Here is a 25,394-nt window from a genome sequence, read left to right on the forward strand (position 1 = left end):
AAGCAGACGGAGACTGCTGACGGAATAGGAGGCTCACGTCTGGTTCGTGGCGGGCCTACGCGGTAGGTACAGGTCACAGCGCGCGAGATCACGGATTTTTTGCGAAGGTCAGGCGACTCAGGGTGGGAGGGAGATCGTAATGAAAGATGACCAGGATTGCCGTCGCCCGGCATTGGAGCAGCTGGACGCATTGCGCGAGACCGTTGCGAGAGCGTTGGACGTGGCTGACAACCTTGGTCTCGGCATTGTTGGAATTCACCTGAATGACGCGCTTGAGCACCTGAACATGCTTACGCGCCGTCGGGACACTCCCGTTCTCAAGTAGTTCAGGGCGACCTTGGCCGCGCGCAGTTTTATTTCGCAGATCACGGCCGCCTATAGCCGTGGCAAGGAAATACAACATACGGCTCGAAGGCGTACCACGCCGACTACCTGCTTGCAGGGCGGCATCATGTCGAAGTGCGATGTGCCCATGCTGCAGGTCAACGTCTCAGGCTCCGCGTTCCGTCAATGGTGGTACAGAGGCTTCCGGGCGACACTAACCCCGTGCGTCGTCGTGGTTTTCCCTGCAGGAGCCGCTCAATTCCCTGCAGCACGTTGCAGGGAATTTTGCTCCGCGGGCCGCCAGTTCTGGGGCTTTGGTGATACTCATTTCGCGTCCAACCCCTGCGTTTCCGTGTGAATTCCCTGTAAATACGCGGATAGCAGGGAATTCGCGCCAGAGACTTCCTCTCATGCGACTGACGACACCTCCAACCGTTCTCGTGAAAAACTGAGCACAAGGGCTTGGGCGACGCCAGCCCACGCCTCGTCGCTTTGCGATTGCGCGCGCAGTCGGGGGCGGCAAAGCCGTGTCAAGGTCGTAAAAGACCGGGGTCGCACATGGAGGAGAAAATGGCCCGGTGACGGGCCCCTGACGTATTTCGCACATCGGGAAAGTTGCCGGCGATTGGCAGGGCGGGGCAGCCGTCCGATTGCCGTCGGCGACGGGGCTGCGAACGATCGCAGGTGGGTACAGGACAGATAGAATCGATCAGGTCGGCAGCGCCCGGGCTTATGCGCCGCGCTGCGACGGATTGCATGCGCGCGTCCCTGCCCGGTGAAACTTTACCTATATATCAATCACATAACCGCAGGGCACCCAGTGACTTGGATGCTCTCAGCGATGGCGCGCGCGGGCCGTCCGCGTGCTGCCTTCCAATCAGGAGCACACTTTAATGGCGCGAACGGGAATGTATGTACTTCAGGGTGTCGATCCGGCGGCAATTGCCGAGGCGCCCTTCGACGTGAAGGTCGTCGACATCTACAACGACAGCGGGGCGATGTTCACGCCCACCCAGGTTGCCCAGATGGGTGGCGGGCCGGGTTCCGCACTCTTGCTCGGTTACTTCAGCATCGGCGAGGCGGAAGTCTACCGGGACTATTTCAGCAGCATTCCCAAGTCCGCGCTCGGGCCGGAAAACCCGCAGTGGAAGGGCAACTACGAGGTTGCCTTCTGGACCCAGGAATGGCGCACAGTCGCCACCACCTACCTCGATAAGGTGATCGCCGCCGGCTACGACGGGATCTACTTCGACGTGGTGGACGAGTACCAGCAGGCCTGGGCCCAAGCCAACTGCCCGGGCGGTGCGGCCGGTGCAGAGCAGGCGATGGCCGACCTTGTAGCCTATCTGGCCGACTATGCCCATGCCAAGAACCCCGCGTTCAAGATCTGGGCAAACAACGCCGAGGAACTGCTGACCAACCAGACATATTTCAGCCACCTCGACGGCATGTTCAAGGAGAACCTGTTCTACACCGATTCGGGCTCGGCTCAGCCCAAGTCCGAGACCAGCTACAGCCTGCAAATGATGCAAAGCATGCTGGCGGCGGGCAAGGACGTGATCGCGATCGAATATGTCTCAGACCCGGCCAAGGTCACGGACGTCGAGGCCAAGGCCGCGGCGGCGGGCGTGGGCTACTACACCGCCGACATCGACCTCAACGGGATCAGCTATACCGGCGTGCTGCCGGGGCAGGTGATCCACGAGGACTGGAGCGGCTTGACCCCGACGACCACGACCACAACGACGACGACCGCGCCCCCGCCGGCCGACCTCGTGTTGAACGGCACGAGCTATGCCGATACGCTGACCGGGCAAGGCGGCAACGACAAGCTCTTCGGTTTTGCGGGCAAGGACGTGCTGGCCGGCAACGGCGGCAATGACTGGCTCGAGGGTGGTAATGGCAACGACCGGCTCACCGGTGGTGCCGGAGCGGATTCGTTCGTGTTCCGGGCCAGCGGATCCAAGCATATGGATACGATCACGGATTTCCAGCCGGGCATCGACCATATCGTGCTCGACCGCGCCGTGTTCACGAAGGTCGGCGCGGCGGGTGCGCTGGCAGATGCCGCTTTCTGGGAAGGCTCGAAGGCGCACGATGCGAGCGACCGGATCACCTACGATTCGGTGACCGGCACGATTAGCTACGACAGCGACGGGACCGGCTGGCACAGCGCGGTTGTCGTCGCGACGTTGGCGCCTGGTCTCCACCTGACCGCCAGCGATTTCATTGTAATCTGATCCGTCATCGGAATCCCGCTCCACGGTGCAAGGCCGTGGGGCGGGGCTTCAGGCAGCGAGCAGGCGCTTCACGCCCCAACCATCAGCCAGTCGGCGCAAGGTCAGGCTTGCCTCTGGTCGGTCTGCCCTTGAACGATATCAGCCTGGAAAAGACGAAGGCGAGCAGCATGGCGGCACCAACCGCCGTCGCCTGCACCCAGGCCGCGCGGCCCAGCAGTTCCGAGATCCAGACGAGCACGGTCAGGTGCACGCAATAGAGCGGCAGCGAATAATTGCCGAACCATTCGAACGCCGGTTTCAGCGCCTTTGGCGGACGGGATTGGGCCACTGCCCAAACTGCCAGCGGCAGGAACCCCATCACGAAAACCAGATCGCCATGTGCAACGCGGAGCGGCAGGCGCGGGACCAGGGCAATGGCCACAACCGGCAGGGCCAGCGTCAGCCACCACGGGAGCGCGGGGCCGCGGACGCCGTCCTTGTACTTGCGCCCCATCCAGACCCCCAGCACGTAGGACCAGCCCACGCGCGGCAGCCCCATCCACCAAGTGTCCCAGGTGGGTGCATCTACCCCCATCGTGTCGGATCCGTGCATGCGCACCGTAACGATCAGCGCCACGCCCAGTGCGAGCGCGAGCGCAAGCATCCAGCGCGTCGGAACCTTGCGCAGGACGAGCGCATGAAGGAAGTTGGCCAGCAACTCGTAGAACAGTGTCCATTGCGGCCCATTGTAGCGGTAGAACGGACCGGTCCCGGAGAAGCTCGGGATCATAGCCAGATCCAGCGCGAGCCAGAGCAGCAAGGTCAGCGGGTCCGCCATTCCGATGGCAAACGCGCGGGCTGTCGCCACCCCGGCGCCTACGGCGACCAGCGGCCAGAGCCGGACGAAGCGATCCCGCGTGAACGCCAGCGCACCGATCCCCGCTTTCAACTTGCGTTCGGTCGAAACCGCCAGCACGAATCCGCTGAGCAGGAAGAACATGTCCACGAACAGGTACCCGCGCACGAACGGTCCGTGGATGCGATAGACGAGATCGAGGTGAAACAGCATGATCGCCATCGCAGCGAGCCCGCGCAGCGCGTCGAGCTGAAACAGCCGTGGAGAGTGGTTCACCCCACCCTGATTTGCGGCATCGGTCAATTCGGCCCCTTCCCCTTGTGCGCCTATGCGACCTTTGCACCCGGCTGGCAGGTTTGCGCAATCAGTGACTTTCAGCGCAATCGGGCAGTCGGATGCTTCAAGGCAGACGCGGCGGCGAGCGCATGCCCCGAACAAAGAGGCGGCTGACTTCCGCCGCATCCACCGTACGTTCTTCCCTCGAGGGCAAATCCTTTGTCGTGACGTAGCGCAGCGCCGAGGTGGCGAGGTTGTGGAAATCCTCGATCGAGGCCTGGTCTGGCTTGGGCGCGCCAAATCTGTCGGTGACGGCGCAAAGACCCTTGCTCAATGCATGGATCTTGGCGTCGTAGAATGCTCGGGCCAGATCCGGGAATGCCTCGGATTCCTGGATCAGCAACCGGTGCAGGTGAATGTTGTCGCCTTCGCAATGATTGTCGAGCGCCTGCCGGGCAAGCGACGCAAGCGCATCTTCGAGCGTGGCGGCATCGGGTGCGGTATCGTAAGTCCGCTCCGCCTCTGCGACGATCCTGTCTTCAATGATGTGACGGAAGACGCCTTCCTTGTTTCCGAACTGCCGGTAGACGGTAGTCTTGCCGACTTTCACGACGCTTACGGCGCGATCGATGCTGGCGGAACGGTATCCATGGCGGAGGAACTCGTCCTCGATTGCATCCAGCATTTCCCGGATGCGGGCGGTGGACATCCGCACCGTCGTCGCCGGATGGTGCGAACGGGGCTGCGGCGGAGCAAACGCGGCGGGCGTTCCGGACGTGACGGAGCCATATCCGTCAAGGAACAGGGACACGGTTCGTTCCACCAATTGCCGGCGTTCTCCTTTCGACGGCAAGGGATGTCCAAGGAAGTACCGGCTACCGCCGATGCAAAGACTGGAAAACCGGATAACCGTTGCAAGCGCGTCTGTCGTCTGCAGGCAGCCCCGGTCGATCCAGGGCTGGAGGTGCACCGCATTCGCCTGTGAAGCCTGGCGGCGATGCTCATGCAGGGTCGAGGCCAGTTCGGGAAAATGGTTCGCCGCTTCGATGTTGTTGCGGAACAACCCGAAGTTCATCGGTTCGACATACCGCTCGAACATGCTCGTACCCATGTGGGCAAGAAACGCGTCGACGCTTTCCGCCGGGCCTTCGGCGGGCCCATGGTAGACATGCTTGTCGATCGAGGCGCGGACCGCGGCTTCGAAGAGCGCGCTCTTGGTGGGGAACAGGTCGTAGATGCTTTCCTTGCTCATTCGCGCGATGGCGGCAACGGCATCGACCGTCGTTCCGGCGAAACCTTCCCTTCGGAAGATTTCGCCGGCCGCCGCGAGGATGCGGGATCGCGGGTCAGGAAGGGCGCGCGCTACGTCTGGCACGTCTGCAAGGCTCATCGCGCGCATCTATCATCCAACGAAACGTTTCTCCAGCCGTGCGCCTACCGCTCCACAGGCGTCGGAGCACCCGCATCGCCGGGGACGATTTCAAGCCTGGCGATGGTGCCGGGGAAATGACTGCCCTTGGGGTAGTCGTCGGTAACCGGTGTATCGGCATCGAAACCGATGTCGAAGGTGTCGGTCATTTCCACCAGCTTTGACAGCGTGCGGGGAATGCGACCGCGCCCGATCTCCTTACCGTTGGCGGTGATGATCATCTCGCCGCCCGCGTTGTGGCCACCGTCGTAACGGAAGGAAAACCCGATCCGTGACGCGCCCGGCGCGACCGGCTGCGATGCGACCACCCTGAAATGATCCTCGGGCCGCTGCGACGTCGCGACTGTCACGGCCGGTCGGCCATCCACCAGGTAGAACGACCACCCTGCGAACTTCCCGCCGATTGCCAGAAGGGGACCGGTGCCCTGGCTCGATGCCACGTCGACTTGCGCGTCGAGCGTGAAGCCCCGGTTGAAGATCGGTGCGGATGTCGCCGCCGGAAGCGTGACCTCGCCCCAATAGACGTACCGCTTGCGCTTCGGCACGAGTGCGGCTGATGCGCTGAAGCGCGCCATGTCAAGCCTGTCGTCCAGCGGGTAGACATTGTTTCGCCGCGCTTCGACTTCGAAGAGGGCCTTCAGTTCCGCCAGCTTCTCCGGGTGTTTCGCAGCGAGGTCGTTGGCCTGGGAATAATCGCGGGTGAGGTTATAGAGTTCCCACTTGTAGTCCGTCGGCAGGACTGGATGGTCCGGCTTGCTTCGCAACCGGTTGACCGGCGTGGTGCTCGCCATCCAGCCATCGTGGTAGATGCCGTGATTGCCCATCATCTCGAAGTACTGGGTGTGGCGGCGTTCCGGCGCATCGGGAGCATCCAGCGTGTAGCGGAAGCTTATGCCGTCGACCGCTTGCTGCTTCACGCCATTGACGCTGTCGGGGATCTGCACGCCGGCAAGATCGAGGATCGTGGGCATCACGTCGACCACATCGGTGAACTGCGAGCGGATGCCGCGCCCGGAAATGCCCTTTGGCCACGAGACCACCAGCGGGTTGCGCGTGCCGCCAAGGTGCGATCCGTATTGCTTGAACCATTTGAACGGCGCGTTGGTCGCCCAGGCCCAGCCCCATCCCATGCCGGCAACCGCATCCGGCCCGCCAAGCTTGTCGAGCTGCGCTGCCAGCGAGGATGCGTCCTCCTTGAATCCGTTGGCGAAGACCGCCATCGGATTCGACTGCCCGTCCGGTCCCGCCTCGGGCGCGGCGCCATTGTCGCCCTCGATGAACATGACCAGCGTGTTGTCCGCCTCGCCCATGCGATCGAGTTCGTCGAGCATCCGGCCGATCTGCGCGTCCTGGTAGGACAGCATGCCGGCATAGACTTCCATGAGCCGGGCGTTGACCCGCCGCTGCTCGGGCGTAAGCGTGCTCCAAGCCGGAATTTCGTCGGGCCGGGTGGTATCCTTGGTGGTGCGCGGAACGATGCCGAGCTTGCGCTGGCGGTCGACCGTGCCCTTGCGCACGGCGTCCCAGCCATTGTCGAACCGGCCGCGGAACTTCGCAATCCAGTCGGCCGGAGCCTGCAGCGGGTTATGGGCGGAACCGGTCGCGTAATAGAGGAAGAACGGCTTGTCGGGCGCTGCGGCCTTCTGCGCGTGAATCCAGCCGATCGCGTCGTCGGCCAGCGCCTTGTCGAGCACGCCATCCCGCAATGTCGGGATGGGGCTGGTGTTGCGATAGAGCGCGGGGCTGAACTGGTTCGTGGAGGCCGCCATGAAGCCGTAGAAATATTCGAAGCCGAGGCCGGTGGGCCAAAGGTCGAACGGTCCGGCGGGCGAGACGAACGGCTCCGGCGTATTATGGTGCTTGCCGATCATCGCCGTGTTCCACCCGTGCTGGCGAAGGATCTCGGCGACCGTGGCTGCGCTTTTCGGCAGGTTGTTGTCGTATCCCGGAAAGCCGGTGGACAGGTTGGCGACCGTGCCGTTGTCGACGGCATGGTGGTTGCGACCTGTCAGCAACGATGCCCGCGTCGGCGAGCACATCGCCTTGGTGTGGAAGCGATTGAACACGATTCCGCGCGACGCGAGGCGGTCGAGGTTGGGGGTGGGTACCGGCCCGCCGAAGGTCGAGGCGGCCCCGAATCCCACGTCATCCGTCATTATCAGGACGACGTTGGGCGCGCCGGCCGGAGCGGTGACAGGCTTCGGGAAGGAGGGCACCGAATCGACATATGTGCGGCCAATGCTGCCCGCAAACGGCTGAGGCGCCTGGGGCAAGGCCTCTTGTCCTGTCGCGGTGCTCGACCAAAGTGCCAGGGGCGATGATATGGCTGTGAATATACGCAAAGCGCGCATTTTATGCCGGTTTCGGCGGCTCATGGCGAATTTGTATATGAACATTTTTACGAATCCTTCCCATGCTTCTGCATCAAATCTCTTGACCGGTCATAATTTGCGTACGATACGATAGCGTACACAACAAGTGAAAACCGGTAGGGAGAGCGCCGTGAAGATGATCAGTGCATTGGGTGCCAGCGCACTGGCGCTCATGGCATCGGCGGCCTTCGGGCAGGCGGTGGTGCCCGCCCCCGCAACTGTTCCCGCCTACCAGATCAAAGCACCTGCCGGTGCGCCCAATGTCGTCGTCATCCTGCTCGACGACGTAGGTTTCGGGGCCGCTTCAACCTTCGGAGGGCCGATCGAGACGCCGGCGCTTGGCCGGCTTGCCGCGGATGGACTGCGCTACAACCGCTTTCACACCACCGGAATCTGCTCGCCCACCCGGGCATCGCTGCTGACCGGGCGCAATCCGCACAGCACCGGCATCGGCGCGGTCGAGAACTCGTCCGACGAACGCCCCGGCTACAGCGGCTTCCACTCCAAGGACACGGCATCCATTGCCACTGTCCTGCGCCAAAACGGCTACAACACCGCGGCATTCGGCAAGTGGCACCAGGTGCCGGACTGGGAGGCGTCGCCGTCCGGGCCTTTCGATCGCTGGCCGACCGGCGAAGGCTTCGAGCGGTTCTATGGCTTCATTGGCGGGGAGACCGATCAGTTCGATCCGTCGCTGTTCGAAGGCACGACCCCCGTGATGCGGCCCGACGTGCCGAATTATCACCTGACCGAGGACCTCGCCGACAAGTCGATCGCATGGCTACGCACGCAGCATTCGGTCACGCCCGACAAACCGTTCTTCCTCTACTTCGCGCCCGGGGCGACGCATGCGCCGCTCCAGGTGCCAAGGGGCTGGAGCGAGCGATACAAGGGCAAGTTCGACCAGGGTTGGGACAAGGTCCGCGAGGAGACTTTCGTCCGCCAGAAAAGGCTCGGCGTCATTCCCGCTAACGCCCGGCTCACTCCGCGCCCCGATGGCCTGCCGGCCTGGGATAGCCTCACGCCGGACCAGAAGCGCTTCGCGGCGCGCACGATGGAAGTCTACGCCGGGTTTCTTGCCCACACCGACGCCCAGGTCGGCAAGCTGCTCGACAGTCTCGCGGCCAATGGCGAGCGCCAGAACACGATGGTCTTCTACGTCTTCGGCGACAATGGAGCGAGCGGCGAGGGCGGTCTGTCGGGGAGCGCGAACTATTTCGCCAACATCCAGGGGCTGCCCGAGACCGACCAGATTCGTGCCGCGCATCTCGATGCGCTTGGTGGCCCCGATGCCTATGCCCACTATCCCGCGGGATGGGCCTGGGCGATGAACGCGCCGCTGCCCTGGATGAAGACCGTGGCGTCGCATCTGGGGGGGACGCGCAACGCGATGGTCTTCGACTGGCCGGGGCATGTGGCTGACAAGGGCGGCATCCGGACGCAGTTCAGCCACGTCAACGACATCGTCCCGACGATTCTCGAGGCTGCCGGAATCACTGCTCCGTCGACTGTGGACGGCATCGCGCAGAAGCCGATGGACGGCGTCAGCCTGCTCTACAGCCTGAAGGACCCGAAAGCGCCCGAACGACACCTGACGCAGTACTTCGAGGTCTTTGGCCATCGCGCGATCTACCATGACGGGTGGATGGCCTCGGCGTTCCACAGCCGGTTGCCGTGGTCGGTCATGGGTTTTGGCGACAAGAAGTTCGAGGACGATCGCTGGGCACTCTACGATCTCGGAAAGGACTTCTCGCAGGCGCGCGACGTTGCTGATCGCAACCCCGCGAAGCTGGCCGACCTGAAGGCGCTTTTCGATGCGGAAGCAGCGCGAAACCAGGTCCTGCCGCTGCGCAACACCACGCTCGGGAACAACAAGGTTCCAAGCATCGCGGCCGGCCGCACCACGATGACCTTCCACGAAGGCGCGGTTGGCGTTCCGGAAACGGCCCTGCCGCGCGCCATGAACCGATCGTGGAGCGTCGATGCAGCTATCGACATCGCTGATGGAGCCGAAGGCGTCGTCGCCACGCTTGGCGGCCGTAGCGCCGGTTGGTCACTGTATCTGGACAGGGGCGGCAAGCCGACGTTCTCCTACCGCGTCTTCGACATAGAGGCCGTGACGCTGCGCGCCGCGCAATCGCTCGCACCGGGCAAGCACGCGCTGCGCTTCGACTTCGACTATGCGGGGCCGGGCTATGGCAAGGGGGCGCGCCTGCGCCTCATGGTCGATGGCGCGGTGGTCGATACGGGCGAGGTGAAGTCCAGTCCCACCGCATTCTATACGATCGACGAAAGCTTCGATGTCGGCTTGGACCACGGCTCGCCCGCCGGCTCCTACCCGGCGGGGACGGCTCCGGGCTTCGCGTTTCAAAAGGGCCGGATCGAGCAAGTGACCTTCAGCGCGCGCTGAAGGCTGGGCGTACGCGCCCCCATAGCCTGATCGCGCTTCATCAATCAGCAGGGAGAGAACAAGTCATGCATTCCAGGACCACCGCCGCCGTCTGGCTGGCGGGAGCAGCCATCTGCGGCCTTGCCGCACCAGCATTTGCGCAAGGCGCGGAACAGTCGGTCGGCGATGCTGCCGAGCAAGGCGTCGGCGAGATCGTCGTGACGGCGCAGAAGCGCTCGGAAAGCCTGCAGCGCACGCCCATCGCCATTTCCGCCATTCCTGCGGCCCAGCTCGACCTGCAAGGCATTGCCGAGGCCAAGGACCTGTCCGCCATCGCCCCCAACCTTTCGGTCGTCGGCGCTACCACCAATGCGACCGCCGCCGTCATCAGCATCCGTGGCATTCCGACGTCGGCCGACGAGACCCAGGGCTACGATTCCTCCATCGGCGTCTACGTCGACGGGATCTACATGGCGCGCAGCTCCGCAGCGACTTTCGAGGTTGCCGATATCGAGCGCGTCGAAGTCCTGCGCGGCCCGCAGGGCACGTTGTTCGGTCGCAATACGACCGGTGGCGCGGTCAATTTCATCACCCGTGCGCCGAGCAGCGAGGCGGGCCTCAGCCTGCGTGCCGGCATCGGCAACTACGACATGCGAACCGCGCGCGCGGTCTTCAACACGGGCACTCTCGCCGATAGCCTGCGCATGTCCTTCTCGTATCTCTACAAGCAGCGCGATGGCATCGTCGACAACCTGCTCGCGGCCGAGAACCGCGATCCGGGCAGTTCGCTGATCCACAGCGCACGCTGGTCGGCGCAGCTCGATCTTGGCGACAGGGTCAAGATCACCAACATTTTCGACTGGACCCGCGTCGAGGGCGTGGCCGGCTACCAGCAGCTTTCCGCTGTCGGAAACGGAAATACCACGGACTTCCCGTCGACCCTTTCGCTCGGCGGAAACGTGTTCCCGGTGGTGCAGCCCGCCAACGTCCTTGGCTACCTCAACGAGGCGACCTCGCTTGATGCGCGCTGCGGCACTCCCGTCTCGCAGATCTCGACGGAGCGTCGCACGCGCGTTTGCAACAATTCCGCCCAGCCCTCGGTCGACAAGCTCTGGGGGAACATGACCAGGGTCGAGGCGGACCTCGACTGGCTGACGATCCGGTCGACGACTGCGGCGCGCTGGTGGCGCAATCACATCGCCGGAAGTGATCTCGACGGCATGGGCGCAATCAGCGGTCCGGCATTCAGCCAGGCCAGCCTGCTCAACGGGATGCCGCTTCAGGTGTTGGACTTGATCCCGACGCTGTCGCCTGCCGCAAGAACCGCGCTTGCGGCGGCGCCGGTGCCGACAACGACGCAGGATCTCTTCAGCACCCGCAATGATCGACGCCAGAAGCAGTTCAGCCAGGAATTGGAGTTCGTCTCGAACTCTGGCGGGGCCTTCGAATGGGTCCTTGGTGCCTTCTACTTCAAGGAGAGCGGCGCGGAGTTCAATCCGCAGAGCTATGCCTTCGTGATCGATACCAACGCGGCGGTGTTCAACGCGGGCAACTTCGGTGCGCTGGCGCCGTTGCTGCAGGCCGGAAATCCCGCCCGCTACCGCGCGCTCGCCGTGCAGTCGGCGCTTGGATACACGTCCGACAGCGAATCCTTTGCAGTCTATGGCCAGGGAACCTTGCGGCCAGGCGGTCCCGACGGCCGCCTCGGGATCACGCTCGGCCTCAGGTATTCGTGGGACAGCAAGGATTTCCAGGTCTACCAGAACGGTGCCACCCCCTTCACTGATGCCCAGTTGCCTAACAACACAAGCAGCAAGAAGTTCAGCGCGCCTACCGGCAACCTGACCGTGGACTATCGTGCCTCTGACGATGTGAACCTCTATGCCCGCGTCGCGCGCGGCTATCGCTCGGGTGGCTTCAACGCGCGGCAGAACACCAGCTCGATCCCTCTCACGCCGTTCAACAAGGAGACGATCTGGTCTTACGAGCTGGGCATCAAGACACAGTTCAACAACCGCGTCCGTCTGAATGCCGCAGTGTTCTACAACGAATACAAGGACCAGCTCGTGACGCTGCCCGTACCGGTCGGCGAAGGTCAGAGCTTCGGCAACATCACGGTGAACGCCGGCAAGACGCGCTATTACGGAGCTGAGATCGAAGGCCGCTTCGTGGTTGACGATCACCTGTCGCTGGATGCGGCGGCCGGGTACGTGAAGACCGATCCGCGCGACTTTCCGGCCGGCGACGTCAACAACGTGATCCGCAATGTCGCATCGATCCAGCATCTCGGCTACGCGCCTGAATTCACGGGCAATGTCGGCGCGACCTATCGCCGTCCCATCGGCAGCCAGGATCTGACCGCACGCGTGGGCTACAACTACACGTCATCGTTCTGGATGTTCGGCAACCCGCTCACGGCGCCGTTTGGACGGCAGACCAAGGGCGACGCTCGTGGATTGCTGGATGCGCAGATCCGCCTCGACAGGATTGCGATGGGTTCCGCCGAGGCCAGTCTCACGCTGTGGGGCAAGAACATCACGAACAAGTCCTACGTCGTCCGCGCCGTGGACTTCGGCCAGCTCGGCTTTGCGACGACCATCTATGGCGACCCGCGGACCTACGGCTTGACCTTGGACGTCAAGTTCTAGCGATGCGAAAGCACACCCGGAGGTGATTGTGCACATCCGGGCGCGCTTGCGGCAGACGAAGCGCAAGCTTCGTCTGCCTTGCGAAATGGCAAGGAGGCCGGGCCGCGTGAAGCGTGGCCTTCGGTGGAGCGAAGCAAGGTGTCCAGGGAAGCGGAACAGCGGCATGCCGGAATGCGCCTGATCGAAGGCGGCACGTTCCTCATGGGCTCCGAGGCATTCTACCCGGAAGAGGCGCCCGTGCGCCGCGTCAGGGTCGACAGCTTCTGGATCGACGAGACACCTGTAACCAACTTTCAGTTCGCCGCCTTCATCGAGGCGACAGGCTACGTCACGGTTGCCGAGGTCGCACCTGATCCGAAGGACTATCCTGGCATGATACCGGGTATGGACCGGGCCGGATCGCTCGTCTTCCAGAAGACGTCGGGACCCGTCGACATGGCGGATGCTTCCAATTGGTGGCGTTTTACCTTCGGGGCTTGCTGGAAGCATCCACTTGGCCCCGGCAGCGACCTCGCCGGGCTCGAAGACCATCCGGTGGTCCATGTCGCATATCCCGATGCAGAGGCTTACGCGACCTGGGCGGGCAAGTGCCTGCCGACCGAGGCGGAGTTCGAATTCGCCGCGCGCGGGGGGCTCGATGGCCAGGACTATGCGTGGGGTTCCGAACTGGCGCCCGATGGCCGGATGATGGCCAACTACTGGCAGGGCCTGTTCCCTTTCGCCAATCAATGCCTCGATGGATGGGAGCGCACGTCGCCGGTGCGAAGCTTTCCTCCCAATGGTCATGGCGTTTACGACATGATCGGCAACACCTGGGAATGGACTTCCGACTGGTGGACCGCGAAGCCCATGCCCCCGAAGGCGAAGAGGTCATGCTGCCCGATCGACAATCCGCGAGGTGGCAGGCTCAGGGAAAGTTTCGACCCGGACCATCCGGGCGTCCGTATCGGTCGCAAGGTCATCAAGGGCGGGTCGCACTTGTGCGCCGCCAACTACTGCCAGCGCTATCGCCCCGCCGCGCGGCATCCGGAAATGGTCGATACCGCCACCTCCCACATCGGCTTCAGGTGTGTTGTCCGGGGATGACCGGACAGGATGCGCGCCCCGGTTCTCCGAACACCCGGTTCCAGTTTCGGCATTCCGGGATCAGGGGGCGGAGTGGGCGAGGATTTCGGGTACGGGGTACCCCCAGGCTGCATATTCGCTTGCAATAACCTGCGCCATCAGCCGGAGTTCGGCAGAGCTGTCGTTCATCCGGTGGCTCATGATGATCGGAGAAGTCGCCGCTTCGGCCAGCTCCCGGTAGACGACATCGTGGCTTCTTGAACGGCTGATGGACTCCGGGATGATCGCAAGGCCTTCCTCGGCCGCGACCAGGCCGATGGCGATCTGCAGTTCGCGCGCTTCGTGGGCAATTCTGGGTTCGAGGCCGTGATCGCGGAACAGCGAGATGACCTGGTCGGCATAGCTCGGACGCGGAGCGCGCGGATAGAGGATCTGCGGCTCGGCAGCGACCTGCTTCAGGGTGAGTGGCCGATCGTCGAGCGCAAGAGGATGGTCACGCGGCAAGGCTACGGCAAGGCGTTCGTTGCGCAGGATGATGCGCTTGATTGCCGGGTCCTCGAACCGGATGCGACCGAAGCCGACATCGATGCGGCCATCCTTGAGGGCGGCCAGTTGTTCGAGCGTCGAACTTTCGACGAGTGTCAGTTCCACGTCGGGCGCGCGCTTGCGAAAGGCGCGAATGAGTTCGGGTAACCTCGCATAGATCGTCGAAGCGACGAAGCCGATGGTGAAGCGCCGGCGCTCGGTCGCGGCGGCGGCCTTCATCATGTCGTGCATGTCGCCCATGCGATCGAGGATCTGTCGCGCCTGCTCGTGCAGCAACTGCCCGAGCGGGGTCATCGCCAGCGGGCGGGCGGTGCGGTCGAACAGGGCGCCGCCGATCTCCTCCTCCAGGTGCCGGATCGTCCGGCTCAAGGGCGGCTGGGCGATGTTCAGCGTTTCCGCTGCGCGCGAAAAACTGCGGGCATTGGCCACCGCGAGAAACTGTCGAAGTTGCCTGAGGTCCATCGTTATACTCTAAGGGTATGATCAATTGACCGCAATGATCTTTGATGGGGCGTTTCGGTCCCGATATTCTCCAGCAAAATTGCCTGATTCTGGAGAGGCGCGGCAATGACGGCAATGGATCGGATCGATACTTTCATTGTTGATGGGCCGATGTTCCGGCGCTCCGGCGTGGCCGGGTGGGCAGCGGCATTCGACTTCGGTTCGCAGCAGGCCCCGCGCCGAGAGGACGAGCGGTCGCCGAACCACGCTCGTCCTGAAGCCTGACGAGAGAAGGAACGCCAAGCATGTCCGCCGCGCTGAAAACCCGCATTGAAACGGCCGTCGTCGATGACGCGGAAACCGGGCAGTTCCGCTGCCGCCGCGACATCTTCACCGATCCCGACCTGTTCGAACTCGAGATGAAGCACATCTTCGAGGGGAATTGGGTCTACCTGGCGCACGAGAGCCAGATCCCCGCCGCCAACGACTGGTTCGCGGTCACGGTGGGGCGGACGCCGGTGGTCATCACGCGCACGAAGGATGGCTCGTTCAACGCCTTCATCAATGCGTGTTCTCACCGTGGCGCGATGTTGTGCCGTCGCAAGCGGGGCAACGGTCGGGTCATGGTCTGCCCGTTCCACGGCTGGAGCTTCACCAACGACGGCAAGCTGCTGAAGGCAAAGGACGAAGGTTCGGGGGCCTATCCGGAGTCGTTCAACCGCGATGGTTCGCACGATCTTGCGCGGCTGGCGCGGTTCGAGAGCTATCGCGGCTTCCTGTTCGGCAGTGTCAATCCGGACGTCGCGCCGCTGGCGGAATACCTTGGCGAGACGCGGGTGATAATCGACCAGATCGTCGATCAGGCGCCGGAGGGCATTGAGGTGCTGGCCGGAAGCTCTTCCTATATCTTCGACGGCAACTGGAAGTTGCAGATGGAGAACGGGTGCGACGGATATCACGTCAGCTCGGTCCACTACAATTACGCCAGGACAATGGGGCGGCGCGCCGAGGGCGGCACCAAGGCAGTGGACGCCAATGGCTGGTCGAAGGCAGTCAGCGGCGTCTACGGGTTCGACAACGGGCACATCCTGCTGTGGACGCGGGTGCTCAATCCCGAGGTCCGGCCGGTGTGGTCGCGCAAGGATGAGCTGGAGCAGCGGCTGGGCAAGGAGCGCACGCGCTTCATCGTCGAGCAGAGCCGCAACCTGGCGCTCTATCCGAACGTCTTCCTGATGGACCAGTTCTCGACCCAGATCCGCGTGGTACGCCCGATCGATGCCGACCACACCGAAGTGACGATCTACTGCTTTGCGCCCAAGGGGGAGAGCCCGGAACTGCGGGCTGTCCGCATCCGCCAGTACGAGGACTTCTTCAACGTCTCGGGCATGGGCACGCCGGATGATCTCGAGGAGTTCCGTACTTGCCAGGCCTCCTATGCGGGTGCGGGCGGGTTGTGGAACGACCTCAGCCGCGGCGCGCGGCGCTGGATTGCCGGGCCGGACGAAAATGCGCGCGAAATGGGCTTGAACCCGTTGCTCAGCAGCGAGCGCAGCGAGGATGAAGGCTTGTTCGTCCGCCAGCACGAATACTGGGCGAAGACCCTTCTCGAAGGCCTGGCCCGGCAGGAGGAAATGGCATGAGCGCGCTCGATGAAGTCTGCGCCTTCCTCCACCGCGAGGCGCGCCTGCTCGATGACCGGCAGTTGGATGTCTGGCTGGAATGCTATGCGCCCGATTGCACCTACTGGATGCCAGCCTGGACCGACGATGACGAGCTGGTCACCGATCCGCAGAGCCAGATCTCATTGATCTACTACGCCAACCGGCAGGGGTTGGAGGACCGCGTCTACCGGCTCGAGACAGAGCGTTCCAGCGCCAGCACGCCTGAGCCGCGCACTGTCCACATGCTTGCGAATATCGAACTGCTGGAAGATCGCGGGGACGAACTGGACGTGCGATACAACTGGCACACGCTCAGCCATCGTTTCAAGGTGACCAGCCAGTTCTTTGGCGTGACCTTCTGCACGCTGCGACGGAGCATGGACGGCTTCAGCATTGGCTCCAAGAAGGTCGTGCTGAAGAACGACTACATCCACCAGGTGATCGATGTCTATCATGTCTGAGTACGGGGCGCATTTCGCGGGTCGTTTTGACGGCAAGGTCATGGTCGTGACCGGGGCGGCGCAGGGGATCGGGCGCGGCGTGGCGGAGCGCGCGGCTGCCGAGGGCGCACAGGTCCTGCTGGTTGATCGTGCCGACTTCGTGACAGATGTTGCGGCAGCGATCGGGCCGAAGGCGCATGCGTTCGTGGCAGACCTCGAGGGGCATGCGGGCGCTGCGGCCGCCGTGGCGCACGGGCTTGCGGTTTTCGGTCGGATCGACATCCTGATCAACAACGTCGGCGGCGCGATCCGCATGCGGCCTTACGATCAGTTCACGTCCGAGCAGATCGATGCCGAAATCCGCCGCTCGCTGATGCCGACGCTCTACTGCTGCCATGCGGTGCTGCCGCCGATGCTGGCGCAAGGGGCGGGGACGATCGTCAACGTATCGTCCAATGCCACGCGTGGGATACGGCGCGGGCCGTACTCGGCGGCGAAGGGCGGGATCAACGCTCTGACCCAGAGCCTCGCCATGGAGTATGGCGAGCAAGGCATCCGCGTCGTCGCCACGGCGCCGGGCGGCACGAGTGCGCCCGCACGCAAGGTTCCGCGCAATGCCGAGGGCGACAGCGCGCAGGAGCAGGCTTGGATGGCAGAGGCGGTGGAGCAGGTGACCCGGTCCACCTTCATGAAACGCTATGGCACGCTCGAGGAGCAGATCGCACCGATCCTGTTCCTCGCGTCCGACGAGGCAAGTTACATTACGGGAACCGTCCTGCCCGTTGCGGGCGGTGATCTCGGCTGAGCAGTCCAGAAGGCTATCGAGAAGGCATCTAACATAGACAGCCCTTATGCCTGCGATTACGCTCGCGTGATGAGTGACGCCCCGCAGCACCGCCTGAAGATCGATCCGCGCGCCGTTTCCACGTTCTGGAAGGTGTGTGAAACCGGGTCGATCAGCGGCGCGGCCCGCGCGCTCAATCTTTCCCAGCCGTCCGTCTCGAACACCATTGCGCTGCTTGAGCATCGCCTTGGCGTTACCCTCTTCGCACGTTCACGCAGCGGCATCGTCCTGACGCCCGAAGGACTTGCCCTGCGCGACCGCGCCGAAGCAATGGTGCGGCTGCTTGAAACTGCGGTGGTCGAAGTCGATCACGCCGCCCGCAACATTGCCGGTCCATTGCGCATCGGCGGCACGCCGGGCGCGCTGGTAAGCATCCTTCCCGAGGCGGTCGCCCGGATCGAGGCGCAGGTTGGCCCCTTTGCACTCAGCGTGGTGGAAAGGCCCGATCCGCAGCTCGGCGACCTGTTGCGCAAGGGCACGATCGATCTTGCCTGCGTGACCACCGAGATCGAGGAATGCCCGCCTGACCTTGCCGAAATCACCGTGTCCCGCGACCCCTTCGCGCTTGTCGTGGGACGCCGCCACGACGGCCTTGGCGGCCGCGTCTCGCTGCGCGACGTGGCTGGCCTGCCCTGGGTCCTGCCTGAAGCGCAAGGCGCGTTTCGCCGGCAGGTCGATGCGCTGTTCCTTGCTGCTGGCGTTCCGGTGCCGCGCAACGTCATCCGTTGCGACTCGCTTCTGACAACCAAGGCCATCGTTCGCCATGGCGACCGGGTCACGATCCTTCCGCGTACGGTTGCCGCCGCCGAACTCACCATCGGCGTCCTGCGCGCGATCGCCATCGAGGAGGCGACGTTCGAACGCAGCGTGGGTATTCGCTACCCCGTCGACAGAGGCTTGCCTCCGCTTGGCCGTGCCTTCGTCGAAGCGCTTTCAAATCCATAGCTTGAGACAATGTTGCGCTCATAAGATGCTATTTTACCCGATGGACGGCCGGACATAAGTTCACCCGAAAGGCATTGGGAGAAATCATGATCGATCGTCGTTCCGTACTCGCCGGGAGCGTTGCCCTTGCCGCGACTCCCGCTCTTGCCGGAGTGAAAACCCGGAGACATCCCGATCCGGTGTTTCCGAAAGGTTTCCTCTGGGGCGCGTCGACCGCTCCGCACCAGATCGAGGGCAACAACACCGCGTCCGATCTGTGGTTTCTGGAAAACCAGCAGCCGACCGTCTTTGCCGAGCCATCCGGCGATGCTGCCAACAGCCTGTTGCTGTGGGAGCGCGATCTGGACCTGGCGCGCGATATCGGCCTCAACACCTATCGGTTCGGCGTCGAGTGGGCGCGGATCGAGCCGGAGAAGGGCCGCTTCAGCCAGGCGATGCTCGACCATTACCGCCGTGTCGTAGATGGATGCCGCGCGCGCGGGCTGGTCCCCATCGTCACCTACAGCCATTTCACCGCTCCGCGCTGGTTCAGCGCGCAGGGCGGGTGGACCAATCCCGAAAGCGCGGAACTGTTCGCGCGCTATTGCACGAAGGTCACCCAGGCCATCGGCGATGCGATCCATTCCGCGATCACGCTGAACGAGCCGAACATCCTGCTGATCCTCAAGCCCATGCTGCCGCAGGCGGTGTGGGATATCCAGAAGCTGACGCTCGAGACGGCGGGCAGGCGTCTTGGCGTCGAAAAGTTCGTCTGCGCCAATGTCGCCGCGTTCGAGGATCTGCCGGCGCTGCAGCATGGACTGCTGGCCGCACACAAGGCAGGCCGCGCCGCAATCAAGGCGGTACGTCCCGCTTTGCCCGTCGGCGTATCCATCGCCATGCTCGACGACCAGGCCGTCGGTCGCAATTCGATCCGTGACCGCATTCGCAGCGAACTCTACGGCGCGTGGCTGGACGTCGCGAAGGCGGACGATTTCATCGGCGTTCAGAACTACGAGCGCGCGCTGTGGGGTGACAAGGGGCGGTTGCCGGCGCCCCAGGACGCCCCCCGCAACTGGTCGGGCACGGAAATCTGGCCCGGATCGCTGGCCGGCGCGGTTCGTTACGCGCACGCCATGACCGGTCGTCCGGTGCTGGTCTCCGAACATGGCGTCGGCACCGATGACGATGCGGTGCGAGCTGCCCTCATTCCGCCAGCCCTCGGCGCGCTCAAGCAGGCGATGGACGATGGCGTGCCTGTCCTCGGCTATTGCCATTGGTCGCTGGTCGACAACTTCGAATGGATCTTCGGTTACAAGCCCCGTTTCGGCCTTGCCACCTTCGATCCCGTCACCTTCGAGCGCAAGGCGAAACCGAGTGCACGGGTCTATGGCGCGATAGCCAGGGCCAATGCCCTGACGGCGTGAATTCGAATTACCTGTGCGGCGCGGCGAGCTTGGTGCTAACCTTCGGCAATCGATTGCAATAAGCCGTATCCGGAGAGGCTGATGACCCGTTTTTCAACAGACGATCACCCGCATCGTCGCCAGAACCTGCTTACGGGAAAGTGGGTCCTTGTCTCGCCGCACCGCGCCAAGCGGCCGTGGCAGGGCGAGACTGGCGATCCCGCGCCAACGGGAGGACCGTCTCACGATCCCGGCTGCTATCTCTGCCCCGGAAACGCCCGGACAAGCGGTGAGCGCAACCCGGACTATCCCGGCGCCTTCGCCTTCGACAACGATTTCCCCGCCCTCATGCCCGACAATCCCGCGCCCGAAGGCGGCGATCCTGTCTTCCGCGTGGCCGAAGCGCGCGGGACCGCTCGGGTCATCTGCTATTCTCCCGATCACTCGAAGACGATGCCCGACATGGATGTCGCGGCCATCCGCAGTCTGGTCAATTGCTGGGCACAGGAAAGCGAGACGCTCGGTGCGCATTTTGCCAATGTCCAGATCTTCGAGAACAAGGGCGCGATGATGGGCTGTTCCAGCCCGCACCCGCATGGCCAGATCTGGGCCAGCGACTTCATCCCGACCGAAGTGGCGGACGAGGACCGGGAACAGGCAGCGTGGCACGCCTCGCGCGGGCGCGTGCTGCTTGACGAAGTCGCCGAACGCGAACTCGCCTCGGGCGAACGCGTGGTCGAGGCGAACGAGCACTGGCTCGCGGTCGTGCCCTGGTGGGCGACATGGCCCTTCGAGATATTGCTGGTCGCGCGCGACGGCGTTGGCCGGATCGAGGAGCTTTCGGATGCCTCGCGTGATGCCCTCGCGTCCATCCTGCGTGCTGTCACGCGCCGCTACGACGCGTTGTTCAACGCCAGTTTTCCCTATTCCATGGGCTGGCACCAGCGCCCGGCGGGCAGCTCCGATCCCGCTGCCTGGCGGCTTCATGCCCATTTCAACCCGCCGCTGCTGCGCTCGGCCACGGTGCGCAAGTTCATGGTCGGCTTCGAGATGTTCGGCGAAAGCCAGCGCGACATCACCCCGGAGACCGCCGCCGCGCGTCTGCGCGCGCTGGAGATCGACGCGTGACCGCGCTGCATGACCGGCTCCTTGCCGGCTTTGCGCAAGCGTTCGGGGGAGAGCCGGAGCTTGTCGTGCGCGCGCCCGGCCGGGTGAACCTGATCGGCGAACATACCGACTACAACGACGGCTTCGCCATGCCCGTGGCAATAGGCCAGGAAACGCGCGTGGCCTTCCGCCCGGGCGGAACCGGGCTCAGGGTGGCCGCTCTGGACTTTGCCGAAGATGACGCGTTCGACAGCGCGGCCCCGCAAAGGGCCGGCGGCGGTTGGCGCGATTATGTGCGCGGCGTGGTGGACGAACTCGTCCGCGCGGGGATTTCCGTCCCTCCGGGCCAGCTTGCGATCGCAGGATCGATTGCCAAGGGGACCGGCCTGTCATCCTCGGCCTCGCTCGAGGTTGCCGTCGCGCGTGTCCTGCTCGATGCAGCGGGTGAACGGATGGACCCCGTCAGCCTCGCGCTCCTTGCCCAGCGAGCGGAATGCGATTTCGTCGGCGTTCGCTGCGGCAATCTCGATCAGATTGCCAGTGCTGCCACGACGCGCGGCCACGCGCTGCTGATCGATTGCCGCACCCTGGCGCTCAGGCAGATCGCCATGCCCGCCGACGTGGCGGTGATGATCGTGCAGTCAGGCGTGGTGCGCGGATTGGTGGACGGCGAATACAACCAGCGCCGGCAGGAATGCGAACGCGCCGCCCGGACGCTCGGCGTGCCGGCGCTGCGCGACGTCGACGAGGGGATGCTCGACGAGGCGTGCGGGCGGCTTGACGATCTTGCCTTCCTTCGCGCCCGCCATGTCTGCGGCGACAATCGCCGGACGCGGGAGGCTGCCCGCGCGCTGGCCTCGGGCGATCTGGTCGCGATGGGGGCGCTCATGCGCGAAAGCCATGTCTCGCAGGGTCGGGACTTCGGCATCACCGTGCCCCATACCGACGTGCTGGCAGCGCTGATGAACGAAGCGATCGGCGAAGACGGCGGCGCTCGGCAGACGGGCGGCGGCTTTGGCGGCGCCGTCGTCGGCCTCATGCGACAGGACCGCGTCGCGGCTGTGCGCGAAGCGGTCCTTGCCGTGTATCGGACGCCTGCCGGAGACGTGCCTGAAATCTGTATAGAGGTTCCTTCGGATGGGGCGGGACCGGTCGGCTGACCGCCCGCCCGTCCGATCAGAACGCGATGCTGAGCGAGCCGCGCACCGAATAGTCGACGCTGCCCTGGATCTGCTCGGCGCCGCCGGCAAGTTGCCAGGTGTAGTCGAGACCGCCGGCCAGGATGCGGGCTTCGGTGGTCCAGCCCGATTTCATCGCGTCCGGCGTGAGGCGGAACTGGTCGCCGTCCTCGAAGTTGGCGACCGTGGTGCCCAGCTTGCCCGCCAGGCGCGAGCGATAGCCGCCTTCCAGTTCGACCGTCAGCGGCCGGCTTTCGCGCGTCGATTCGCCCGCGCTCCATGAAGCGGTAAGGCTGCCGGTGCCGCTGAGCAGGCTGGAGTTGCGCTTGGCGACGGTGAGGTAGATCTCGTCGTCGCCGCTTTCGGTATAGCCCTTCTCGTTCAGGCGGTACCAGTCGAAGCGCGCCATCGGCTTGAGCGCGAGCCCGCCGCCCAGCGCCAGCTTGTAGGACGCGCCGCCCTGGCCACCGAAGGTCCAGCCCTTCCACTGGCCATTGGCGCTGTAGGACAGGCTGTCGCTGTCCACTTCGCCGGTGAAGGTGCGGGTCGAATTCAGTGACACGCGGCCTACCGAGATCTTGGCATAGGCATAGAACGGTCCGGTGCCGGTGCGCCAGAATGCGCCAAGCTCGTAGTTGCTGGCGTCGGTCTTCTGGTAGCTGCCGGTGGAGATGCTGCCCTTGGTATAGGCGAACGAGAGGCCGACGTTGCCGATCCCAGTGATCCGCTCGATGCCCGAGGAAATGCCCCAGCCCTTGACCTTGAAGCCCGCCGTGCCAGTGTCGTCCTTGCTGCCCCGGAACCAGATCGGCTCCAGCCAACCGCCCGCGTTGCTGATGTCGAACAGCGAACTGTCGTCCATCAGGTGCCGCGAGGCGAGCCGGCCGCTGCGGGTGACGAAGTCGAACACGCCGCCGGCATAGTCGGGCAAGAGTTGGTTGAACTGTTCCTGGAGCGCGGCAACGTCTTCCACCTGCAACAGGCTGGTTCCGAGATCGTCGATCGCGACCGCCTGGGAATAGATCGCTTCGTAGGCGGCCGATTGCGGCGCGGTCAGTCCGAGTTCGCTTGCGGTCTTGCGAGTCACGTCGAGCACCAGCGTCTCGCCCACCACGCTGACGTCGCCGTTGAACAGCACCGGCAATTCGGTCGTCGTCGAATCGAACGACGGCGTTCCCTCGAGCGAGTCCGCCTTGAGGATGGTGTAGGACCCTTCCGCATTCTCCAGCGAGGAGATCGTCGCCGAGACCTTTGAGCCGCTGGCGAATGTCGCGGTGTTCACGTCGATCAGCGAGGCGGTGCCTTCGCTGCCATCGATGTAGACGTTGAGCGCGCCGCCGGATTTCACCGTCAGGGTATCGAACGAAAGCGTCGTCGCGCTGCTTGCGCCGAACGTGCCGCCGTTCACGGTCACGTCGAGATTCGCACCGTTGCTGATCGTGCCCGAAAAGCTCGAGGAATCTGACATCGTCAGCGTGCCCGCGTTGCCCGCGAGGTCGAGGTTGCCCACGAAGTATGCCGTGTCCGACATGGTCATCGTCGCCGTGCCGCTGCCGAAGTAGATCTTGCCTTCGTAGCCGCTGTCGCCCGACAGCAGGACCTGGTCGTTACCGGCATTGAGGTAGCTGTTGCCGTAGATCCGCCCCGTCGCGATATCGAGTACGTCGTTGCCGCTGCCGGTGTAGATGTTGCCGGTGATCGCGGCATAGATGGTGGGATTGCTGGCGTCGTAGCCGTCTTCCTCCTGCTCGTTCTCCTGCGCCAGCTCGTCGAGGTCGTTGAGGTACTGCTTGATCGTCACGCCGGTCGTGTTCGCGCTGACGTCGATCGCCCGCATGTCGTCGGTACTCGATCCGGTCACGGTGATGAAACCGGTGTTCTCGATGGTGGTAAGGGTGCCGGACTTGTCCTGGATGGCATAGGCCGCGCCTTCGCCCGGCGAGCTGATGTTGGCCTTGATCGTCCCGCTGTTCGACAGGGTGGGGACGGTCGATCCCTCGTTGATGAGCACGGCGATCGCAGTCTCGTCGACGGTGGTCGCGATGACCGAGCCCGACACGCCGATGCCGTTCGCCATCGTCACCGAACCGCCCTGGCCACCGATCACCACGGCATAGGCATTGGTATTGCTGTAGACCGAACTGGCGGTGATGTTGCCGTCGATGGCGAGCGAAAAGTCACCGTCCCTGCCGGTGACCTTGCCGATCGTGATGTCGCTGGTGCCGCCGATCAGCAGGGCGGGGCTGTTGCCGACCGAGGCGATCGAACCCGTTTCCTCCGATGCGTCGGCGACGCCGTCGCCGTCCTCGTCGGTGTTGGAGCTGTCGCGGTTGTAGGGAGCCGCGTCGAGCAGGATACCGCCCGCGACATTGCCGGTGACTTCGACCGCGGCCTTTCCGGTGCGCAAGTCCGTGCGCGACAGGGTCTGCGAGGTGCCGTCATCGGTGGTATAGGACGATGACTGCGCGATCGCGCCCTGGATGCGGAATGTGCCACCCACGTCGCCGCCCAGTACCACGCCTTGCGCGCCCTTGCCGACGACCGCAACGGTGCCTTCGATGGTCACGTCGCCGGTCACGCCCTGGGTCGAGATGCCCACGCCGTTGTCACCCAGGACCTTGATCGTGCCGGTATTCTCGATGCTGCCATCAAGGTCCGACTTCACGACGATGCCGCCCGAGTTGAGGCCTTCGACCGTGATCGTCCCGGTGTTCTCGATCGACGCCTTCGTCGTGCTTCCCGACCGCACTAGAATGCCGTAGCGGTCGCTGGCCGAGGAAATCGGGCCGTCGGCGATGCCGTTTGAATCGTCGTCCGAGACGGTGAAGGTCTCGGTGATCGTGATCGTGCCGTCATTGGTGATCGTCGTGGTCTTGCCCGCGTCGACGGCGATTCCGATGGCGCCATCCTCGCCTTCCACGTTCTTGATCGCGCCGCCCGAATCGATGGTCACGGTGTTGTTGGAATCGATCGTGACCGCAGGCTCGCCCGTTTCCAGCGTGATCTTGCCGTCGTCGCCGATGGTCAGGTCGCCTGCGGTGGAAGTCTTGACCGGCGTGGTCTGGCTGGTGGTGATGCTGGTCGCGGCATTGGCTGCCTGCGGAACCAGCAGCGCCAACGCCACGGGCGTCCCTGCCAGGGTCGATAGAATGGTGGTGGTGCGCAGACGGTCCATAAGCCCCTCATGTTCGGGAAAGAAGGCCCGCGCCGGGGTGCGGTCGGCGCGGGCCAGGTGTTGTGCGACCCGCAGGGGCGTCCTGCAGTATCGT

18 protein-coding genes are annotated in these 25,394 nt (G+C 64.1%); 13 read left to right on the forward strand and 5 right to left on the reverse strand.

Annotated elements, in window-relative coordinates; all coding sequences use genetic code 11:
* Window positions 1-139: 139 nt before the first annotated feature.
* A complete protein-coding gene (locus SARO_RS20910) occupies window positions 140-325 on the forward strand; it encodes a hypothetical protein (protein ID WP_143004982.1) in 186 nt (61 codons plus the stop codon).
* An 892-nt stretch (window positions 326-1,217) separates the two neighbouring features.
* Window positions 1,218-2,564, forward strand: coding sequence for an endo alpha-1,4 polygalactosaminidase (locus SARO_RS20080; RefSeq protein WP_011444191.1), 1,347 nt, complete (start codon window positions 1,218-1,220; stop codon window positions 2,562-2,564).
* A gap of 82 nt (window positions 2,565-2,646) precedes the next feature.
* Here SARO_RS20080 and SARO_RS02645 read toward each other — a convergent pair whose 3' ends face one another.
* From SARO_RS02645 to SARO_RS02655, 3 genes are all read right to left on the reverse strand, one after another.
* The gene (locus SARO_RS02645; protein WP_176929367.1) at window positions 2,647-3,702 is read right to left on the reverse strand and encodes an acyltransferase family protein; all 1,056 of its coding nucleotides are present in this window, start codon (window positions 3,700-3,702) and stop codon (window positions 2,647-2,649) included.
* Between the two features lie 97 nt (window positions 3,703-3,799).
* Window positions 3,800-5,065, reverse strand: a complete 1,266-nt coding sequence (locus SARO_RS02650; protein WP_041550645.1) for a TetR/AcrR family transcriptional regulator — start codon at window positions 5,063-5,065, stop codon at window positions 3,800-3,802.
* A 44-nt stretch (window positions 5,066-5,109) separates the two neighbouring features.
* The gene (locus tag SARO_RS02655) at window positions 5,110-7,320 is read right to left on the reverse strand and encodes an arylsulfatase (RefSeq protein ID WP_234007399.1); all 2,211 of its coding nucleotides are present in this window, start codon (window positions 7,318-7,320) and stop codon (window positions 5,110-5,112) included.
* A 292-nt stretch (window positions 7,321-7,612) separates the two neighbouring features.
* Between SARO_RS02655 and SARO_RS02660 the strand changes: the two genes are divergently transcribed.
* The 3 genes from SARO_RS02660 (at window position 7,613) to SARO_RS02670 (ending at window position 13,599) form a co-directional block, all read left to right on the forward strand.
* Window positions 7,613-9,886, forward strand: a complete 2,274-nt coding sequence (locus SARO_RS02660; RefSeq protein WP_011444195.1) for an arylsulfatase — start codon at window positions 7,613-7,615, stop codon at window positions 9,884-9,886.
* Between the two features lie 65 nt (window positions 9,887-9,951).
* Window positions 9,952-12,513, forward strand: coding sequence for a TonB-dependent receptor (locus tag SARO_RS02665; RefSeq protein ID WP_011444196.1), 2,562 nt, complete (start codon window positions 9,952-9,954; stop codon window positions 12,511-12,513).
* A 171-nt stretch (window positions 12,514-12,684) separates the two neighbouring features.
* Complete coding sequence (locus tag SARO_RS02670) at window positions 12,685-13,599, forward strand: formylglycine-generating enzyme family protein (protein WP_041550000.1); 915 nt, start codon at window positions 12,685-12,687, stop codon at window positions 13,597-13,599.
* A gap of 60 nt (window positions 13,600-13,659) precedes the next feature.
* Here SARO_RS02670 and SARO_RS02675 read toward each other — a convergent pair whose 3' ends face one another.
* Window positions 13,660-14,586: a LysR family transcriptional regulator gene (locus tag SARO_RS02675; RefSeq protein ID WP_011444198.1), complete on the reverse strand. Its 927-nt coding sequence runs from the start codon at window positions 14,584-14,586 to the stop codon at window positions 13,660-13,662.
* A 114-nt stretch (window positions 14,587-14,700) separates the two neighbouring features.
* Between SARO_RS02675 and SARO_RS20915 the strand changes: the two genes are divergently transcribed.
* The 8 genes from SARO_RS20915 to galK all read left to right on the forward strand — a co-directional run bounded on the left by SARO_RS20915 (window position 14,701) and on the right by galK (window position 22,107).
* Window positions 14,701-14,850 (forward strand): hypothetical protein, encoded by a 150-nt coding sequence (locus SARO_RS20915; RefSeq protein ID WP_176929368.1) that lies wholly within the window; start codon window positions 14,701-14,703, stop codon window positions 14,848-14,850.
* Between the two features lie 20 nt (window positions 14,851-14,870).
* Window positions 14,871-16,205, forward strand: coding sequence for a Rieske 2Fe-2S domain-containing protein (locus tag SARO_RS02680; protein ID WP_011444199.1), 1,335 nt, complete (start codon window positions 14,871-14,873; stop codon window positions 16,203-16,205).
* Entirely contained in the window at window positions 16,202-16,687 is a 486-nt protein-coding gene (gene benB / locus SARO_RS02685; protein WP_011444200.1) for a benzoate 1,2-dioxygenase small subunit, read from the forward strand. The genes SARO_RS02680 and benB overlap by 4 nt, the downstream gene beginning before the upstream one ends.
* Window positions 16,680-17,471 carry a benzoate diol dehydrogenase BenD gene (gene benD / locus SARO_RS02690; protein WP_011444201.1) on the forward strand — a complete coding sequence of 264 codons (792 nt, stop codon included), beginning with the start codon at window positions 16,680-16,682 and terminating at the stop codon, window positions 17,469-17,471. Before benB ends, benD begins: the two co-directional genes overlap by 8 nt.
* 69 nt (window positions 17,472-17,540) lie before the next feature.
* A complete protein-coding gene (locus SARO_RS02695) occupies window positions 17,541-18,455 on the forward strand; it encodes a LysR family transcriptional regulator (RefSeq protein ID WP_011444202.1) in 915 nt (304 codons plus the stop codon).
* Between the two features lie 86 nt (window positions 18,456-18,541).
* On the forward strand, window positions 18,542-19,861 hold the full coding sequence (locus SARO_RS02700; RefSeq protein ID WP_011444203.1) for a family 1 glycosylhydrolase: 1,320 nt from the start codon (window positions 18,542-18,544) through the stop codon (window positions 19,859-19,861).
* An 81-nt stretch (window positions 19,862-19,942) separates the two neighbouring features.
* Window positions 19,943-20,968 (forward strand): UDP-glucose--hexose-1-phosphate uridylyltransferase, encoded by a 1,026-nt coding sequence (locus SARO_RS02705; protein WP_011444204.1) that lies wholly within the window; start codon window positions 19,943-19,945, stop codon window positions 20,966-20,968.
* On the forward strand, window positions 20,965-22,107 hold the full coding sequence (galK, locus tag SARO_RS02710; protein ID WP_011444205.1) for a galactokinase: 1,143 nt from the start codon (window positions 20,965-20,967) through the stop codon (window positions 22,105-22,107). Before SARO_RS02705 ends, galK begins: the two co-directional genes overlap by 4 nt.
* Window positions 22,108-22,123: 16 nt before the next feature.
* Here the strand turns inward: galK and SARO_RS02715 are convergent, their stop codons facing one another.
* A complete protein-coding gene (locus SARO_RS02715) occupies window positions 22,124-25,300 on the reverse strand; it encodes an autotransporter domain-containing protein (RefSeq protein WP_011444206.1) in 3,177 nt (1,058 codons plus the stop codon).
* Between the last annotated feature and the right edge of the window lie 94 nt (window positions 25,301-25,394).

Origin of the sequence: Novosphingobium aromaticivorans DSM 12444 (genome assembly GCF_000013325.1) — a bacterium.
GTDB classification, from domain to species: domain Bacteria; phylum Pseudomonadota; class Alphaproteobacteria; order Sphingomonadales; family Sphingomonadaceae; genus Novosphingobium; species Novosphingobium aromaticivorans.